Origin of the sequence: Nocardia gipuzkoensis, assembly GCF_021183645.1 — a bacterium.
GTDB classification, from domain to species: domain Bacteria; phylum Actinomycetota; class Actinomycetes; order Mycobacteriales; family Mycobacteriaceae; genus Nocardia; species Nocardia abscessus.
The window spans coordinates 4,572,590-4,589,926 of record NZ_CP089225.1; the positions used below are offsets into that span (position 1 = coordinate 4,572,590).

The window sequence follows — 17,337 nt, forward strand, 5'->3', positions numbered from 1 at the left end:
GATCTACACCTCGAGATCGGTGCGCACGACCTTGCCGGTCGCATTGCGCGGGAGTGCGGTGGTGGCCAGGCGCCAGCGGGCGGGCACTTTGTAGTAGGCGAGCCGTTCGGCGGCGAACGCGCGCAGTTCGTCTTCGGTGGTCGCCGTGGTGTCGTCGACCACGACCAAGGCGGCGACCTGCTGACCGAGGTCGGCGTCGGGCACGCCGACCACCGCGCATTCGCGCACCGCCGGATGCTCCTCGAGGCACTGCTCGATCTCCGTGGGATACACGTTCTCCCCGCCGCGCAGGATGAGATCCGAACGGCGCCCGGACAGACGCAGCCTGCCGTCCTCCAGGACCCCGATATCGCCGGTGCGCAGCCAGCGGTCCGGCGTGATCGCCGCGGCGGTCGCCGCCTCGTCCTGCCAGTACCCCAGCATCACGTAGGGGCTGCGCACCCAGATCTCGCCTTCGGTGCCGTCGGGGACCGCGCCGCCCGCGCTGTCGCGGATCTCCAGCGCGACTCCGACGACCGGGCGTCCCACGGTGTCCGGGAACGCCGCCAGCTCGGCCGGACTCGCCAGCGTCGCGGCGGTGCTGCATTCGGTCAGTCCGTAGCTGGTCACCAGCGCGTTGCGGGCGACGGGCAGCTGATCACGCAGTTTCTGTTGCAGCGCGGCCGAGGACGGCGCCGAGTTCAGCGAGAAGGCGGCCAGCGAGGAGAGGTCGTAGCCGGACAGGTCGTGTTCGAGCATCCTGGTGGCCATGGTCGGCATGGCGCCCCAGTTGGTGATCCGTTCGGACTCGATCAGTCGCAGCACCCGGTCGGCGTCGAACGACCCCTGGTGGATCACCGCCGCGTCGCCGGTGACCAGCCGGGGGACCACCAGGTTGTGCAGGCTGGCGATGTGGAACAGCGGTGAGGTGACCAGGAAACGCCGCCCCCTCGGCAGTGTGTCCGCTCCGGTGAGCGCCGCGGCCAGCGCGTCGTTGAAGACGTGATAATCGGTGACAGCGACCAGGTTTCGGTGCGAATGCACCGCGCCCTTGGGTCGCCCGCTGGTGCCGCTGGTGTACAAGATCACCGCGGGGTCGTCTTCGTCGATCGGGGTGTCCGGCAGGACGTCGGTCCGGTATTCGGCGACGAGCGCGGGTACGTCGTGCTCCATGGTGAGCACCGGGATCCGGATGTCGAGTTCGGCCACCAGCGCGGCGCGCTTCGCGTCGACCACGAGCACCGCGGGGCTGGTGTGCTCGACGCCGTAGGCGATCTCGCGCGGCGCCCACCACGCGTTGTAGCCCACCGCGATCGCGCCGAGCGCCTGGGCCGCCCAGAAGGTGAGCACCCACTCGGGTGTGTTCGCCGCCAGAATGCCGACGCGGTCGCCCTTGCCGACGCCGTATCGGTCGCGCAGTGCCGTGGCCAGCGCCGCGACGGCGGCGGCGTGCTCGGTGAAGGAGATCCTGCGGTCCGCGGTGACCAGGTAGTCCCGATCGCCGTGCGCCGCCGCGGCGACGAGCACTTCGCGCAGTGAGCGCTTGCGGTGGCGCACCACCGGCATCGGTGCGCCGAGCACGTCCTCGACCACCATCTCGAATCGACCGCCGGGTCCGGTGAGCCGGCCCGCGGCCTGTGCCACGAACGCCTGCGGGTCGATGGGCTTCGTCATATCGGGTACTTCCTCGTCGCTGCGCTGGGTTGATTCGTCAGGGCTCGGGCACCAGGACCGCTCGGCCGGTGACCAGGCCGCGTTCCAGCCGGTCGAGGGCGTCGCGGCCCTCGGTCAGCGGGTAGCGCTCCACCTCGACCCGTAGCTTGCCCGACCCGGCCAGTGCCACGGCGTCGATCAAGTCGGATTTGGTGCCGCCGTACGATTTGCGGACCGAGGCGCCCCACGGCCAGCCCGTGCCGCTCGCGGGCGCCGCCGTGATCTCCGGTGCGCCGCCGCCGAGGCCGATCATCCGGTACGCACCGTTGGGCGCCACCGACTCCACCGCGAGCCGTGCGGTCGCGTCGACGCCCACGAAATCGAACACCGCGTCCGCGCCGCGGCCTGCGGTGCGGACGAGGATCTCGCGTGCGGTGTCGTCGCTCGCGAGGAGTCCCTCCGCCGCACCGCACCGCGCGGCGAGGTCGAGCTTGTCGTCGCTCACGTCCACGGCCAGCACCCGCGCCGCGGTGGTCGCGGCGAGGATCTGCACCGCGACATGGCCGAGGCCGCCGATCCCGACGACCACCGCCACCGACCCTGGTCCGAGCTGCTCGCGAGCGCCGCGGATGGCGTGATAGCTCGACAGCGCGGCGTCGGCCAGCGGCGCGGCCTGGCCGAAATCGAGGTCGCCGATCGGCACGAACGAGCTCGCGGGGATACGGATGTAGTCCGCCATGCCGCCATCCGGCCCGAGGCCGGGGCACGGCGGCATGGCGGTGCGGCCCGCGGCGCGGCAGACGTTCTCGTTGCCGCCGACGCACTCCCGGCAGACGCCGCACGACCAGCACAGGTACACGATGCCGCGCTCGCCTGCACGGCGGCCGTCCACCGCGACGCCCACGGCCTCGACGGTGCCGGCGATCTCGTGGCCGAGGGTCAACGGCTCCTCGCGCATCCGGAAGGGGATGTGCAGCACGTGCAGGTCCGAGTGGCAGATGCCCGCCGCGCCCACGCGCAGCAGCAGGTCGGTGGGACCGATCTCCGGGATCGGTACCTCGCGCAGTTCCAGCACACCGGGCTCGGTGAGCTGCAAGGCCCGCATCATCCGCGGATCGCCGCGAACGTCGCGCGCAGATAGGCGTCGGCGCGGTCCGAGCCGATCAGGCCGGGAGCCATCCGGTTCATCGCGTAGGCGAACGTGGTGCGGTGTTCGAGGTCGTTGACCACCATCGCGCCGCCGTATCCGGCCCACCAGCACACCCGGCCGCCGGGCACTTCCGGGGCGGTCCGGCGCTGGGGCAGGCCGTAGCCGATGCCGAACCGCAGCGGCACCAGCAGCGCGAGATCCACGCCGTCGGACTGCTGCTGGAAGATCAGCTCGATCGTCTCCTCCGACAGCAGCCGCCGTCCGGCGAGTTCGCCGCCGCAGGACACCAGTGATTGCACCCGCGCCACCGAGCGCGCGTTGCCGTGACCGTTCACCGCGCCGATCTCGGCCTGCCGCCATCCCGCGCTCGCCGTCTCGGCGATGTCGAGCAGCGGGCTGGTGAGCGTCTTGACCAGCACGCTGTCCTGGTCGAGCGCGGCCATGTCGAATTCCGGCATGGTGGGCGGGATCAAGGTGGCGATCCGCCCGTGGTGCTCGGGTGCGGTGCCGATGTGGAAGTCCGCGCCCAGCGGCCCCGCGAGTTCCTCGGCGAAGAACTCGCCCAGCGAGCGTCCGGTGACGCGGCGGATCACCGCGCCGATCAGATGGCCGTAGGCGAGGGCGTGATACCCCGACGCGGTGCCCGGCTCCCACCACGGCGGCTGGCTCGCGAGGCGGGCGGCGGCCGCTTCCGTGTCGTAGATGTCGGCGAGCTCGATCGGCGGCTGCCAGCCCGAGACACCGGAGGTGTGCGCGAGCAGATGGCGGATCTCGATGTCGCCCTTGCCGTTCGCCGCGAACTGCGGCCAGTACCTGGCCACCTTCGCGTACACGTCCAGTTCGCCGCGCTCGACCAGCAGCAACGCGCTGAGCGCGGTCATCGTCTTGGTGATCGAGAAGACGTTGACCAAAGTGTCCTCGGTCCACGGTGCGGTGCGCTCGGGATCGCGGTAGCCGCCCCAGAGGTCGACGACCGGTTCGCCGTCGACCGTGACGCAGATCGACGCGCCCAGTTCCTCGCCGGAGGCGAGCCTGGTCTCCAGCTCCGTTCGGACCCGCGCGAATCGCTCGGCGCAGAATCCCGACGTCACGGTTCCTGTCGTAGTGGTCATCCCGGCCTCACACGTGTTCGAGCGTCCGAGCCGGCACCGGCAGGGCGTTCCCCGCGGCGGCGGCGCGTTTCGCGCCACGTGCCAGCTCCCGCCGCAGGTCCCGCACATACGGTTCGAATTCGATCTGGATGGTGTGCCGGGGCGAGTCGTAGTAGCGCCCCGTCCTGGCCGATTCCGCGGACCGGATGGCCGCCCGCATCTCCTCCGCCGACGGCGGGTGGTAGCGGCCGGTCAGGTAGGCGGCGACCAGCTTGCTCTGCTGCTCGGCGAAGTTCACCAGCGTGGGCAGCGGCTGGGCCAGGCCGAGGAAGAACAGATTGTCGATGCCGGGCTTGATCATCTGCTTGAACAGCGGGAAGCGATTGTCGCTGTCGGGTAGCAGTTCGGGGTCGGTGAAGAACGGGAAGGAGATGCGGTACCCGGTGGCGCAGACGATCACGTCCACCTCTTCGGCGCTGCCGTCGGCGAAGCGCACCCGCGGCCCCTCCAGCGCGGTGATCGCGGGCTTGAACGTGACGTCGCCGCAGCCCGCGCGGTGCAGGAACTCCTCACTGGCCGACGGATGCGCCTCGAACGGTAAGTGGTCGGGCTTGGGCAGGCCGTAGTCCTCCATGTTGCCGCGGAACTTGCGCACGAAGCGCTGCTTGAGCCGAAGGCCCAGTTTCGGCGGCATCCACCGCGGCATCGAGCGCTTGTCACCGACCTTGCCGTTGACGTACTTGGGCAGCACCCAGACCCCGCGCCGGGCGGAAACGAAGAGCTTCGCGGCGAGAAAACGCTGCGAGAGCTCGGAGGCGATGTCCAGGCCGGAATTGCCCATACCGACCACCACGACGCGTTTGCCCCGCATGTCGACGGGGTCGAAAGGGTCGTTGTAGGCGTGGCTGTGCAGCAGCGTGCCGTCGAAATCACCCGGGTAGTCCGGTATCCGGGGGTCCCAGTGATGGCCGTTGCAGACGACGAGCGCGTCGTAGTCGCGGGTGCGCCCCTCGCTCGTGGTGATCAGCCAGCGACCGTCCGCCCCGCGCTCGGCCGCGGTCACCATGGTGCCGAACACGATCCGGTCGCGGATGCCGAAATGGTCGACGTAGTCCCGGAAATACTGGAACAGCTGGGAATGGTGGGGGAAGTCCGGCCACTCGTCGGGGGCCGGAAAGTCCTCGAACGCCAAGCGGAACTTGGACGTGTCGATGTGCAGGCTCTGGTAGCAGGCCGACATGCCGTTGGGGTTCTTGAAGTACCAGTTGCCGCCGACTTCGTCGGAAGCCTCGTAGCAGTCGAAGGGGATGCCGTGGTCGTTCAAGCGTTTGGCTGCGGTGATCCCGGAGGGCCCCGCGCCGATCACACAGACCCGGGGGAGTGCGGTTGACGTCATTCACTGTCCTCGTGCTGGAGGCCATCGCACAGGACGGCCGAACGTCCGATGCGGGTCGCGCACCGGAGTGACGTAGGCAACAAAATAACATTGGGTAGACATCATGTCTAGTGAGTGACGCGCTGTCTATCAAGGCTGTCCGCGCGTAGACTCGGTCGGCGGCAGCCGCACGTCAGCCCACCTTTTACGGATACGAGGTACCTGTTCACCATGCGCACGAACGCGAACCTGCGGGAGGGGCAGAAGCAGCAGACCAGGGCCCGCCTGCTGGAGGCCGCCAAAGAGTTGTTCGCCACCCGCGGTTACGCGGCGGTGCGGGTGGACGACATCGCCGCGGCGGTCGGCTGTAGCCGCGCCACCTTCTACCTGCACTTCCCGGGAAAACTGGAGTTGCTGCGCGCGATCGCCGAGCAGGGCACCGCGCCCACCGCGCTGCACTTCTATCAGGATCTCGACCGGGTGCTGGAGACCGGTTCGCGCGCCGAGTTCGCCGGCTGGATGACCCGCGCGATCGAGTGGTTCCACGAGTACAAGGACCTGCTGCCCGCGTGGGACGAGGCGACGGCGCTGGAGCCGGAGTTCCGCGAGATCGCCCGCGACGGCATTCTCGCCCTGCCCAACGCGATGACCGCCTACCTCGCCGGGTGGCCTGCCGAGCGGCGCGACGAGGCCCGGTTGCGTGTGGAATTGCTTGTCGCGCAATTGGAACGGTTCTTCACCCGTTGGGCGATGCAGGGCACCATCGACGTCTCGGTGGACCAAGCCGTCGAAGTGCTCACCGACATCTGGTTCCCCGCGCTGCGCGCGCCGTCGGCGGCGAGTTGATCGCCACGGCGGCGACCCGGATGCGGCGCGCGGTGCGCCACGTGGACCGCGTTGGGGCGGCGCCGGATCGCCGGTGCGGGCAAACCGATTCGCCGGAATCAACTCACGCCGCGCACCGGGAGCCGAAGCGGGCTACCGGGCTGCCGCTCGCGGCGCTGCCGCGACTGTTGCCGAATATTCGCTGAAGGTTCGGATCGGGTTCTGTGCCGACCCGATTCGACGGTGGCTCGCGAATCTGTCGGCGGCGTGGGGCATCATCTGTGCACGCAGCCAACCACGAAATCGCTCGGAGTCACCATGCCGTCCCCACGAACCAAGCCGCAACCATTGTCGGACAGCGAGATTCGACAGATCGCCACGGACATAGCCGGTGGCCGCCCGCCCATGGTGTGGTTCACCTCGGCCGCGGTGGGCGTTCCGGAGGGGCGCTCGGGCAAGGTGATCGCGCTCGGCGACCCTGCCGACGGTGACTTCCTGCAGGTCCGGCCGACCGGATCGAAGGATGTACTGTCCTTTTCTCCCACCGAGGTGACCTTGACCAAGCCGCCGCGAGGGGCGGCGGGCGCCACTGCCCAGCCGAAGTCGTCAACCAGGAAGGAATCCCCTGTGACCCAGCCGTCGACCGCGACGAGCACCGCGCCGCAGCCCGCTCAGGCGAGCGCCCCCACGGCGGCTGCCGCCCCGAAGCCGGTGGAAGCCACCGGGGAAGCGAGCCGAGCCGAGAGTGCGGGCAAGCAGGCCCCCGCGGCGCCCAAGCCCGCGAAGGCGGCCGCTGCCCGCAAGGCCAAGGCGGCGCCCGAGGTCACCGTGACGCTCACCGGCACCGCCGACGGCGAGTGGTCGGTCGACGTGGTCAGCGGCAAGAAGCGCACCCTGCGCGGCCTGCCGGTGGCCGGTTCGGCGGTGGCGCAGGCGGCGAAGATCCTGCATCCCGAGGTCGCCGAGGTGGTCGCGGGGGTCCTGGACGCGCTGCGCGGCGTGCAGGAGGCCAAGGTGCAGCAGTTACAGGCCGAGCTCGAGGAGGCCAAGCGCCTGCTGGACGAGCTGAGCGACTGAGTCACACCGCGGGACTGGCGGATCGGGTAGCCGTGCGCCAGATCCGGCGCTCGGTGTCGGCGGGCGGGCGGCGCACGTCGTCGTGGAACGCGTAGCCGAGTGAGTCGTGCTTCGCGTGATACATGGCCGCGTCCGCGTCCCGGAGCAGGCTGTGCAAGTCGGGGTCCGAGCTGCGCGGACCGACACACGCGACACCGACGCTCGCGGTGATCGGGATCTCGCCCGCGCTCAGCCCGAACGGCCGGACGAACGCGCCGAGCAGGCGTTCGGCCAGCACGGCGGCCTCCGGCCGGGCCAGTGCGGCGAGCACGACGAATTCGTCGCCGCCGTAACGGCTCACCACGTCCTCGGGGCGCACCACGCGCCGGATCCGGGCCGCCGCGGTGGCGATCAGTTCGTCGCCGACGGCGTGTCCGTAGCTGTCGTTGACCCGCTTGAAGCCGTCGAGGTCGATGAACAGCAAGCAGATCGGTTGCTCGGTCCACTGCGGGCCACGCTGGCGCAGCGCGCGCAACAGCGCGGACCGATTCAGCAGTCCGGTGAGCATGTCGTGGTCGGCCTGGTACTGCGCGCGCCGCTCGCTGCGGGCGCTGCGCACGATCGCGCGCTCGCTGCGCACCAGCATGCCGATCAGCAGCAGCGCGAACAGTGACGACACCACCACCCGGTCGAGCGGGTGCAGGCTGGACCCCACCACCGGCACCAGCGAGGCCACGATCATCGCGATCGCGATGAGGCTGGCGCGCTGCCGGGAGTGGTGCGGATGGATGCGCCGCGGCGTGCCGAGTGTGGCCATGGTCGGGTGCAGGGCCGCCACCCCCACGGTGGCGTAGGCCGCGAGCAGGGGAGCCAGCAGCACCTCGCGCCCGAATGCGGTCGCGCCCGCGGTCTCCAGGCTGTAGCCGAGATCGCCGAGCAGCACCGCGATCAGTCCGGCGTGCAGCAGCCACAGCGAGGTCTCCGCACGCGTGGAGGTGGCCATCGAGTGTGCGACCAACGTGAGCAGCAACGCGTCCAGCACGGGGTAGGTCGCGGCCACGAGCACGTTCAGTCCGGTGTCGGTGGACTGCAGGATCGGTGAGATGAGGAAGGTCCAGGAGGCGAGCAGCGCGCCGAGCCCGATGAGGGCGGAATCCAGGAGCAGGTCGTAGTTGCCGCGTACTTGGCGCGGCCACAACCAGATCAGTGCGGCGAGCCCGACGCCGAGATAGCCGAGCAGGGTGAACGCGTCGTCGAGCGGGTGGACCGCGTGGTCGCCGATGTCACGCAGCGTGGTGCCGACGGCGAACAGCACCGCCGAGCCGGACAGCAGATACCACGGCAGCGGGTGCGCGGGCCGGTGCGTGTGCACGCCGACGGCGATCATGGCGAGGGTCTCGCCGACGATGACCACCATCGTCACGAACGCCACGAGCTCGGAGTCGAGCGCCAGGTGCACCGCGATCGCGGCCCCGCTTCCGCCCAGAAGCACCGCGTGCCAGCCTGATCCGAGAGTCGGCCGGCGGCTCGTCTGTGGCTGTTCACTGGGTGTCATCAGCCCCCCTTGGTCGCTCCGTCCCCGGTGAACCGGGCCGCGTAGTAGATCTGGGAATCCTCCACCGCGACTTCGACGTTCGCCTGTTCGTCGAGCACCGCCCGAATACTGTCGGCGAACGAGAACCGAGTGTTGTTGTACGAGCAGATGTCCCAACCGACCGCAGCGCGTTCGGCAACCAAAACATGGACAACTGATTTGATCATGGCATGGAACGCCGCCCCTTCGCGGGCACTTGGCGCAACAAGGGTGAAACCCGCGTAGTAGATCGCGTCGCGCGCCGCGTGTTCGGGATAGCGGGCCGCGAAATAGTCCGGGCTGATCCACGGCACGGTCTCCAGATGCTTGGTCAGCGTGGTCACGCCGATCGGCTGGCCGCCCGCGTGCGCGACGTACTTCTGCACGCGGGGGTCCACCATCTCCTCCCGGAACTCCTCGGGATGCAGCACCTGTCGCGCGATGGCCTTCGCGCGCAGCGGGCCGAACGCCTCCTCGTAGAGGCGATGGAACACCGCGATCCGTTCCTCCGGAATCGTTCCCTCGACGGTCACGCGGATTTCGCTCATCGCGGGCCCCACGGAACCGTGTGGTAGGCCGCGAGGACCAGCGCGCAGGCCGGATCGCCGTCGGAGGTGGCGTCCACCGTGCACAGCTGGACCGGGCCGAAGCCGCCGCCGCGGTGGCGGGTCATGTCCGCCAGGCTGGCCCGGATCAGTGCGGCGACTTCCTCGCTGGTCTCGGCCTCGTGCTCGACGAAAAGCCCGGCGCCGGAGTCGTCGTCGCGCAGCGCCCAGCCGATGCCCGCCGCGGCGGTCGAGCCGCGCCCGTAGGCGTGCCGCACGGCGTACACGCAGTAGAGCCGGTCGCCCCAGGGGATCGGCTTGCGCACCCGGCCGATGCGTTCGACGGTGGCGCGCGGCGGAATGACCGATGACAACCGGATCAGGTTGGCCTCACCCACCCCGAGGTCGCGCAGCGCCGCGTCGAATGCCGACATGGCGGTCGGTCCCGCCCCGGTCGCCGCGCCGATCTCGATGGTCAGCGGCGCCGGGAGGGGACGGTCCAGCGGCGGCCGCAGCCGATCCGGGCGAGACCGCGCGCGTAGGTCGCCGCGTGGGGTGTCGTGAATCATGATGCCCTCCCGATCCGACGCGGCCACCAGGTTTTTGCAGGCCGGTCTTGCTTCGAAATCGACTGTGCGTCACGAACCGCGATCGCGCACCCGAGAGCGTCGAAAACAATGCTCGTGCGGCGTGTCTCGTACCCTGGCACCACCCCACGAGAACAGCGAGGAACGAGCGTGCGGACATGGGTGGCGCCGGGACGGGTCAACATCATCGGTGAGCACACCGACTACAACGACGGCTACGTGCTGCCGATCGCGTTGCCGCTGGTGGTGCGCTGCGCGGCGGCGGAGCGCACCGACGGGCGGGTGCGGGTCGGGTCGCGGCAACGGCCCGGCGAGCCGGTGCTCGTCGCGGTCTCCGACCTCGCGCCGCAGCGGGCGCGGGTGCCCGGGTGGGCGCGCTATCCGCTCGGCGTGGTCGCCGAGTTCGCCCGGCGCGGCCACCGGATTCCCGGCGTGGATCTCGACCTCGACGGCGCGGTGCCGATCGGTGCGGGCCTGTCGTCCTCGGCGGCGCTGTCCTGTGCGGTGGCGGTCGCGCTGCGTGATCTGTTCGCCCCCGAACTGACCGACCGGGCGCTGATCGACGTGGCCCGCGCCGCCGAGAACGACTACGTCGGCGCTCCGACCGGCCTGCTCGACCAGTCGGCCGCCATGCTGTGCACGGCCGGGCACGCGCTGCTGCTGGACGTGCGGGCATTCGCGGCCGACGCCACCGCGCCGCGCGGGGCCGGGTACGAACAGATCTCCTTCGATCTCGGCGCGTTCGGACTCGAACTGCTGGTGATCGATACCGGACAGCCGCACGAGCTGGTCGACGGCCGCTACGCCGAGCGTCGCGAGCAATGCGCGGCGGCGGCCGGGGCGCTCGGCGTCGCCACCTTGCGCGAGGTGATTTCCCCCGCGGACGCCGACCGGATCGCCGACGGCGTGCTGCGCCGCCGCGCCCGGCACGTGGTGACCGAGAACGCCAGGGTGCTCGCGGTTGCCAAGAAATTGCGTGCGGGCGTCGACCCCCGCGATATCGGCCCCGTACTGACCGCGGGGCACGTCTCGCTGCGGGATGACTTCGAGGTGTCCACCCCGGCTTTGGACGCCGCGGTCGAGGCCGCCCTGACGGCGGGGGCGCACGGCGCGCGGATGGTCGGCGGCGGATTCGGCGGCAGTGTCATCGCGCTTGTCGACCACGACCGCACCGCGATCGTGGTGGATTCGGTGCGGCAGCACTTCGCACGGGCGGGTTTCGCCGAGCCGCGCACGTTCGTCGTCGTTCCCGCCGCGGGAGCACACCGGATCGGCTGAGCGACCGTCCAGAATTTGTGGGCGAATGTGCCACGCCGGTACGGCATGATCACGCAGAGTAAACGTCAGCCGACACCATTCGGCGGGTGACGAGGAGGTCGCGCGCGCCGGGCAGCACCAGCACGACGCACGATCTCGCTCGAAGCCCCGGTTTCACCGCCAGGAGGAACGCTGTGCCGCTCGCCGATCCATCCGTTCTCGCTGCCTTGCCGAGCATGTCCCCCCTGGCCGCATCGCCCCCGCTAGCCGCCGAGACTCTGCGGCTGGATGCCCAGCCGGTCGATTACGCGCTGGTGGCACTGTATTTCGTGTTCGTCATCGGCATCGGTCTGCTGGCCAGGCAGCGCGTGTCCTCCAGCATCGATTTCTTCCTGTCCGGACGCTCGCTGCCCGCTTGGGTGACCGGTCTGGCGTTCATCTCCGCGAACCTCGGCGCGGTGGAGATCATGGGCATGTCCGCCAACGGCGCGGAGTACGGGTTCCCGACCTTCCACTACTTCTGGATCGGCGCGGTGCCCGCCATGCTGTTCCTCGGCGTGGTGATGATGCCGTTCTACTACGGCTCGAAGGTGCGCAGCGTGCCGGAGTTCATGCGCCGCCGCTTCGGCACCGGCGCCCACCTGGTGAATGCGCTGAGCTTCGCCGTCGCCCAGGTGCTCATCGCAGGGGTCAACCTGTACCTGCTCGGCTCCATCCTGAACGTGCTGCTGGGTTGGCCGCTGTGGGTGTCGGTGATCGTGGCCGCCGTGATCGTGCTGTCCTACATCACCCTCGGCGGGCTCTCGGCCGCGATCTACAACGAGGTGCTCCAGTTCTTCGTCATCGTGGCCGCGCTGCTGCCGCTCACCCTGGTCGGCCTGCACAAGATCGGGGGCTGGGACGGTTTGCGGGAGAAGGTCGCCGCGTCGCCCGGCGGTCCGGAGCAGCTGGAATCCTGGCCGGGTAACGCGCTCAGCGGGTTCACCAACGACTTCCTCTCGATCCTCGGCATCGTGTTCGGGCTCGGATTCGTGCTCTCGTTCGGGTACTGGACGACGAACTTCGTCGAAGTGCAGCGCGCGATGGCGACGCATTCCATCGCGGCGGCGCGGCGCACCCCGATCATCGGCGCCTACCCGAAGATGTTCATCCCGCTGATCGTGGTTATCCCCGGGATGATCAGCGCGGTGCTGGTGCCGCAGATGGCGGAGTACAAGGCGGCGGTCACCGCGAATCCGGACTTCGAGAGCGACACCACCTACAACCAGGCGCTGCTGTACCTGATGAAGGACGTGCTGCCCAACGGCCTGCTCGGCGTGGGGCTGGCCGGTCTGCTGGCGGCGTTCATGGCGGGCATGGCCGCCAACATCTCCGCGTTCAACACGGTGTTCAGCTACGACCTGTGGCAGCAGTACGTGCGGCGCGACCGGCCGGACGGCTACTACCTCGGCGTGGGCCGGCTGGCTACCGTGGGGGCGACCGTGGCCGCGATCTTCACCGCGTTCATCGCCTCCGGGTTCAGCAACATGATGGACTACCTGCAAACCCTGTTCAGCTTCTTCAATGCCCCGCTGTTCGCCACGTTCATTCTCGGGATGTTCTGGAAACGGATGACGCCGACCGCGGGCTGGATGGGCTTGGTCTCCGGAACAGGTTCGGCGATCGCAGTTTTCATCCTGCACGAGATGAAAGTGTTCGAATTATCCGGCCAAGGGGCGAGTTTCGTCGCCGCCGGTGTGGCGTTTGTGGTCGACATCGTGGTCAGCGTCGCGGTCACCCAGGTGACCGAGCCGAAACCGGCGGCGGAACTGGTCGGGCTGGTGTACTCGGAGACGCCGAAGGAAGTGCGCACCGACCCCGAGGCGGGCACGCTGCCCTGGTACCAGCGTCCCGTCCTGCTGGCGGGCATCGCGTTCGTGCTCGTGCTCGTACTCAACATCGTCGTCGGATAGGGAGCCGCCGCAATGCTTTTCGATATCCGCACCATCGTCGGCACGTTGCTCGGCTGCTACGCGATCGTCCTCGTCGTCACCGGACTGGTGCACGACACCGCGGCCCAGCAGGCCAAGACCGGCGGCGTCAACGTGAACCTTTGGGCCGGGCTCGGCATGGGCGTGGTGGCCATCGCCTTCGTGGCCTGGGCGCTGCTGCGTCCGGTCCAGGTGCCACCGCAACCGCATCCGGTGGACCACGCCGATGAGGAGCCCGACTCCGCCTGACACGGGCAGCGCCCCCTGGGAATCCCAGGGGGCGCTGGTTGTTGTCGCGCGGCTCAGGCGTCAGGGGCGGGTAGTGCCGCCGGGCCAGTTGCCGGCCCCGCCCTCGCCTGGGATGCCGGTTCCGCCGGCACCCGGGCGGGGGGTTTCGCCGGGCATGGTGCCGGTTCCGCCGACGCCACCGGGGCGAGGAGTTCCGCCGGGCATGCCGCCGGTCTCGCCGGGGCGGGGAGCCCCGCCGCGCTCCGTGGCGGTTTCTCCGGCGCCCGGGCGCGGAATGTCGCCGCGCCAAGCACCCGTTTCGCGACCTCGTTCTTCGACGAAGTGCTTGAAGCGCTCCAGGTCACCGCTCACCCGGTGCTTCAGCACGCCGAGCTTGTCGGCGACGTTTTCCACGAACCCTTCGGGGTCGACATCCATCTGCGCGGTCACCCTGGTGTGGGTGTCGTCGAGCCGATGGAAGGTGACTACCCCCGCGTGCTTGGGTCCGCTGTCGGACTTCCAGGCGACCCGTTCGTCGGGATGCTGTTCGGTGATCGTCGCGTCGAACTCCCGCGTCGACGGGCCGACATGGACACGCCAGTGCATATGCCGGTCATCGAGCTGGTCTACCGCTTCGACACCCTCCATGAACTGCGGAAACGACTCGAACTGCGTCCACTGGTTGTAGGCGGTGCGAACCGGAACGTCGACGTCCACCGTGGCGGCCATTGTGCTCACTTGCTACCCCTTTCCTCGCCCACCCGCACCGATCGCGCGGACGGGCGTCTTTCGGTTGACAAGCGCTCCCTTGGGGGCGACTCGGGACATTCATCGCATACCCGGGTCCTCCGGGGACAAACAGGCGGAGGACTTCTACGCCAACACCGTCGCCGCGTAGACGTCCAGATCCCGGACCGGCCGCGCCGTAGCCCACGGCTCGAACTTCTCCCTGGTCTGCGCGTACGCCTGCCGCAGTCGCGGTGAGGTGTTCCGCGCGGCCAGGTCCAGCGCACGCTCGGCGGCCGCACACGCGCGGTCGATATCACGCGTGATCGTCAGCTGTGCGAGGCTGAGATTCCACAGCGCCCGGTCGCGGGTCGCATGGGCCGGAATGAGCCCCAGCACCGCGTCGATCGTGTCGGCCGCCACGTCCAGCTCGCCGCCGGTTTCCAGGCAGCGGGCGGTCATGGCGCCGGTCGTCCACGCACTCTGGTAGTAGCAGTACGACTCGTCCGGCGTCGTCTGCTCGGTGAATTCGTCGCTCACCTGGAGCAGCTGGCGCCACGCATCGGACCTGCGTCCATCGGACGCGAACGCCTGCGCCGCGCACAGCTTTCTGAAGTCGTCGACACGACCGTCCTGGACGGGTGGTCGCAGCATTCGGTCCGCGATCGTGGCGGCTTTCGGAAACGCGCGCATCTGAACCGCCAATTGTGCTCGATGGCAGAGGATTCCGGTCGCGATGTCGATGTCGCCGGATTCTTCCGCGTGCTGGTAGGCGGTGCGGAACAGTTGTTCCGCCCGCACCAGGTCGCCCTGATCCCACGCGGACCATGCGCTGCTGGCCGTGGCCTCTCCGGTCAACGATTGCAGTGCGGGCCGCAAACCGGTCGGGCAGTCGCGCAGCAGCGCCGCGCACGTGTGTGCTTGCGCTTCGATGATCGGCCGGGCGGCGTCGGAACCGAGCTGATCGTCCAGCACCTGTGCCGAGTGCACGGTTTTTCGCAGATGCCCGATCGCGTCCGGCGTGACGGTCGGAGAACCACCCCTGCTCATTGTCGCCGTGCCGATGACCGCGCTGGTGGCGGCGATGAAGTCTCGCCGGTTCACGTCTGGGTCTCCAATCAACGCCCGGAAACGTCTGTGCGCCCCATGGTCCGCATCTTTCAGAACCCTGTCCAGCCGCGCTTGATGGCTGATACTCACCCGGCGGTACGGTCGGCTTTCCCAAAAGCTCACCGTTCGTTGCGCGCAACGCAGCAGCTCCGCGAGCTCGCTCTGGGTCAACCTGCACGCGTCCCGGAGCGTCTTCACATCCGCGCCGGTCCACATCGTCACTTCTGCCACGGTGCCCCCTTACCCTGCCGGACGGTCATTGCTGCCGATTGCTCGAGTCTGCGTGTCCGTTACCTTCCACCAGGCATTTTGCACCGGCACTCTGTAATCCGTACCCGGAACCGGGAAACCCTGTCGCACAACCGAACCCCGTGTGACGGGACATCCGAATCGTGCACGACGCATCGTGACGGGTGGCGTCCCCGCCCCGGTTCCCGGTCGACCGACGACCGCGAGGGGCCGGACAGTGCAGAACATCCAGGTGTCGCCGCCTCGTGACGAGTCACGGCCTCCCGGACGGGCCGCCGCGGCCATCCGGGGCTGCGTACGCGCGCGGGGGCGTCGTCGGTTGGCGACCGCATGACCTACGACGACCGCGCCGAAGCCGAGATAGCCGTTCTCGCCGACGTGATCGCCGCTGTCGACGCGGCCCTGAGCGATGTGGCCCGCCGGAACCCCGGTGAGCAGCGCGCCTATGTGCTCGCAACAGTGCTCTACGAACTGATCGCCAGCGCTCGAACCGCGGTCGGGCCCGACAGCGGCCGCCTCTACGCCGCTCCGATTCTCGATTCGATCATCGAGAACGTGGCCGCCGCCGACGAGCTGACCCTCCTCGACATCCTGGTGTCTTTCCTCGTCGCCCGGCACAAAACCACGGACCCCTGAACGAGACCGGTATTTCGTCTCGCACCCCGGAGCAATTCCTCGCACACGTCGCGCGGTCCCCGAGGACCACCCGAAATGTGCGAGGCCGACTGACCCGACCGTGGTCAGGGTTGATGGCGAACACCAATCCGACCATCGAGTGACGGAGGGTTACCAGGATGAAGCGAGTCGAGATCTTCGAAAGGCCCAGCCGGAGCGAGATGCGCAACCCCGAGGCGCTGAAGAAGCGCATCCCGGCCACGAACGGCGGCCGGGACGACGCGTACGACGCCTACCGCCTCGCCTGCATGATGGCTGCCACCGAGGCGGAGGAGAACGGGGGTGACGACCAGACCTGCCTCAGCCACTTCGAGGGCGCGCTGCCCGGCTGGTTGAGCCGCCTCGGTGTGCATCTGGACGTCCACGTCTACGGCATTTGCCACGTGGAGGATGACAACAGCGCCGATCGCGGCGACGCGTCCTCGATCTATTGGACGATGTCGGGGTTCAGCGACCGGCCCCGCGTCTACGAGGCTATCGCGTTCCCCGCCGGAACACCGGCGCCTTCCGGCTCGCTGCGGGAGCAATACGACGAGTGGGCGCAGAGTGCCGCCGCGCTGGCCGACCGTGAGTCCAGCGACTCGGCGCGGTTCTCCGCGTTCGTGGCAGCGATGTCCAGCTCGCTGAACTCGTCAGGCAAGAATTTCCCTGGGACCTCGTTCGGCTACTACAACAGCGACGGCGACGAAATGTACACCCCCAGCATCAATGAAACCCGAATGCTCTGGAGCGTGGCCCCTATGTACTACCTCGACGGCCACATGTACGAATGCATCACCGCCCTCCCGAAGTAGGCGTCCGGTAGGAAATCGAGTTACTCCTCGCCCGCGCCGCGACGTGTGCGAGGAGTGGCGCGATTTCCGCCACGGTGATACCCCCAGGGTGCGGTCGAGACCCCGTTGTTCAGCGGCAGCAGTTGGGGTCGAGCACTACGCACAACGCGGCCAGGGCATCGCGGCGAGCGCGGTGAAAGGTGTTCATGCCGCGACGTTCGGACTCGACCAGTCCGGCCTTGCGGAGCTGGCCGAGATGATGACTGACCGTCGATTCCGACAGTCCCACCGCCGCGGCGAGGTCGCCGCCGTTCTCCTCGCCGGGAGCGCTGGTCAACAGCAGTGACAGCAGCTTCACCCGCACCGGGTCGGCGATCGCCTTCAACCGCAGCGCCACTTCCAGCGCGGCGTCGTCGCCGACCGGCCCGGCCGCGACCGGCGGGCAGCACACGGGAGCGGACATGTCGATCACGGGCAGCGTCTTGGGCATGCGATCGACATTACCCGCGGGATTG

The 17,337-nt window shown here is 69.1% G+C and carries 16 protein-coding genes and 1 pseudogene; 7 read left to right on the forward strand and 10 right to left on the reverse strand.

Annotation, left to right across the window (positions count from 1 at the left end):
* Positions 1 to 3: 3 nt before the first annotated feature.
* Genes LTT66_RS20665 through LTT66_RS20680 form a run of 4 tightly spaced genes read right to left on the reverse strand, consistent with a single transcriptional unit; the run spans position 4 to position 5,269 of the window.
* The gene (locus LTT66_RS20665; protein ID WP_233060218.1) at positions 4 to 1,653 is read right to left on the reverse strand and encodes a class I adenylate-forming enzyme family protein; all 1,650 of its coding nucleotides are present in this window, start codon (positions 1,651 to 1,653) and stop codon (positions 4 to 6) included.
* 37 nt (positions 1,654 to 1,690) lie between these two features.
* Positions 1,691 to 2,737, reverse strand: coding sequence for an NAD(P)-dependent alcohol dehydrogenase (locus LTT66_RS20670; protein WP_233069346.1), 1,047 nt, complete (start codon positions 2,735 to 2,737; stop codon positions 1,691 to 1,693).
* A complete protein-coding gene (locus LTT66_RS20675) occupies positions 2,737 to 3,894 on the reverse strand; it encodes a serine hydrolase domain-containing protein (protein WP_233060219.1) in 1,158 nt (385 codons plus the stop codon). The genes LTT66_RS20670 and LTT66_RS20675 overlap by 1 nt, the downstream gene beginning before the upstream one ends.
* A gap of 7 nt (positions 3,895 to 3,901) precedes the next feature.
* Entirely contained in the window at positions 3,902 to 5,269 is a 1,368-nt protein-coding gene (locus tag LTT66_RS20680) for a flavin-containing monooxygenase (RefSeq protein WP_233060221.1), read from the reverse strand.
* 210 nt (positions 5,270 to 5,479) lie between these two features.
* Between LTT66_RS20680 and LTT66_RS20685 the strand changes: the two genes are divergently transcribed.
* Both LTT66_RS20685 and LTT66_RS20690 read left to right on the forward strand, forming a co-directional pair.
* Positions 5,480 to 6,094, forward strand: coding sequence for a TetR/AcrR family transcriptional regulator (locus LTT66_RS20685; protein WP_233060223.1), 615 nt, complete (start codon positions 5,480 to 5,482; stop codon positions 6,092 to 6,094).
* A 297-nt stretch (positions 6,095 to 6,391) separates the two neighbouring features.
* Entirely contained in the window at positions 6,392 to 7,150 is a 759-nt protein-coding gene (locus LTT66_RS20690) for a DUF6319 family protein (RefSeq protein WP_195064796.1), read from the forward strand.
* Position 7,151: 1 nt separating this feature from the next.
* On the opposite strand, the gene LTT66_RS20695 is transcribed toward LTT66_RS20690, so the two are convergent.
* From LTT66_RS20695 to LTT66_RS20705, 3 genes are all read right to left on the reverse strand, one after another.
* Positions 7,152 to 8,621, reverse strand: a complete 1,470-nt coding sequence (locus tag LTT66_RS20695; RefSeq protein ID WP_233060225.1) for a GGDEF domain-containing protein — start codon at positions 8,619 to 8,621, stop codon at positions 7,152 to 7,154.
* A gap of 62 nt (positions 8,622 to 8,683) precedes the next feature.
* Positions 8,684 to 9,250: a hypothetical protein gene (locus LTT66_RS20700; RefSeq protein WP_233060226.1), complete on the reverse strand. Its 567-nt coding sequence runs from the start codon at positions 9,248 to 9,250 to the stop codon at positions 8,684 to 8,686.
* On the reverse strand, positions 9,247 to 9,816 hold the full coding sequence (locus LTT66_RS20705; RefSeq protein ID WP_228819514.1) for a pyruvoyl-dependent arginine decarboxylase: 570 nt from the start codon (positions 9,814 to 9,816) through the stop codon (positions 9,247 to 9,249). Before LTT66_RS20705 ends, LTT66_RS20700 begins: the two co-directional genes overlap by 4 nt.
* A 168-nt stretch (positions 9,817 to 9,984) precedes the next feature.
* Between LTT66_RS20705 and galK the strand changes: the two genes are divergently transcribed.
* From galK to LTT66_RS20720, 3 genes are all read left to right on the forward strand, one after another.
* The gene (galK, locus tag LTT66_RS20710; protein WP_233060228.1) at positions 9,985 to 11,112 is read left to right on the forward strand and encodes a galactokinase; all 1,128 of its coding nucleotides are present in this window, start codon (positions 9,985 to 9,987) and stop codon (positions 11,110 to 11,112) included.
* Positions 11,113 to 11,327: 215 nt separating this feature from the next.
* Entirely contained in the window at positions 11,328 to 13,043 is a 1,716-nt protein-coding gene (locus LTT66_RS20715) for a sodium:solute symporter family protein (RefSeq protein WP_233060230.1), read from the forward strand.
* A 12-nt stretch (positions 13,044 to 13,055) separates the two neighbouring features.
* Positions 13,056 to 13,310: a hypothetical protein gene (locus LTT66_RS20720; protein ID WP_233060233.1), complete on the forward strand. Its 255-nt coding sequence runs from the start codon at positions 13,056 to 13,058 to the stop codon at positions 13,308 to 13,310.
* 258 nt (positions 13,311 to 13,568) lie between these two features.
* Here the strand turns inward: LTT66_RS20720 and LTT66_RS20725 are convergent.
* Both LTT66_RS20725 and LTT66_RS20730 read right to left on the reverse strand, forming a co-directional pair.
* A pseudogene (locus LTT66_RS20725) lies at positions 13,569 to 14,018 on the reverse strand (SRPBCC family protein); the annotation flags it as partial.
* Positions 14,019 to 14,162: 144 nt separating this feature from the next.
* The gene (locus LTT66_RS20730) at positions 14,163 to 15,119 is read right to left on the reverse strand and encodes a hypothetical protein (RefSeq protein WP_233060234.1); all 957 of its coding nucleotides are present in this window, start codon (positions 15,117 to 15,119) and stop codon (positions 14,163 to 14,165) included.
* Between the two features lie 585 nt (positions 15,120 to 15,704).
* Between LTT66_RS20730 and LTT66_RS20735 the strand changes: the two genes are divergently transcribed.
* A complete protein-coding gene (locus LTT66_RS20735; protein ID WP_233060236.1) occupies positions 15,705 to 16,010 on the forward strand; it encodes a hypothetical protein in 306 nt (101 codons plus the stop codon).
* A gap of 158 nt (positions 16,011 to 16,168) precedes the next feature.
* Complete coding sequence (locus tag LTT66_RS20740; RefSeq protein ID WP_233060237.1) at positions 16,169 to 16,843, forward strand: hypothetical protein; 675 nt, start codon at positions 16,169 to 16,171, stop codon at positions 16,841 to 16,843.
* A 109-nt stretch (positions 16,844 to 16,952) separates the two neighbouring features.
* Here LTT66_RS20740 and LTT66_RS20745 read toward each other — a convergent pair whose 3' ends face one another.
* A complete protein-coding gene (locus tag LTT66_RS20745; RefSeq protein WP_043696278.1) occupies positions 16,953 to 17,312 on the reverse strand; it encodes an Rv2640c family ArsR-like transcriptional regulator in 360 nt (119 codons plus the stop codon).
* Between the last annotated feature and the right edge of the window lie 25 nt (positions 17,313 to 17,337).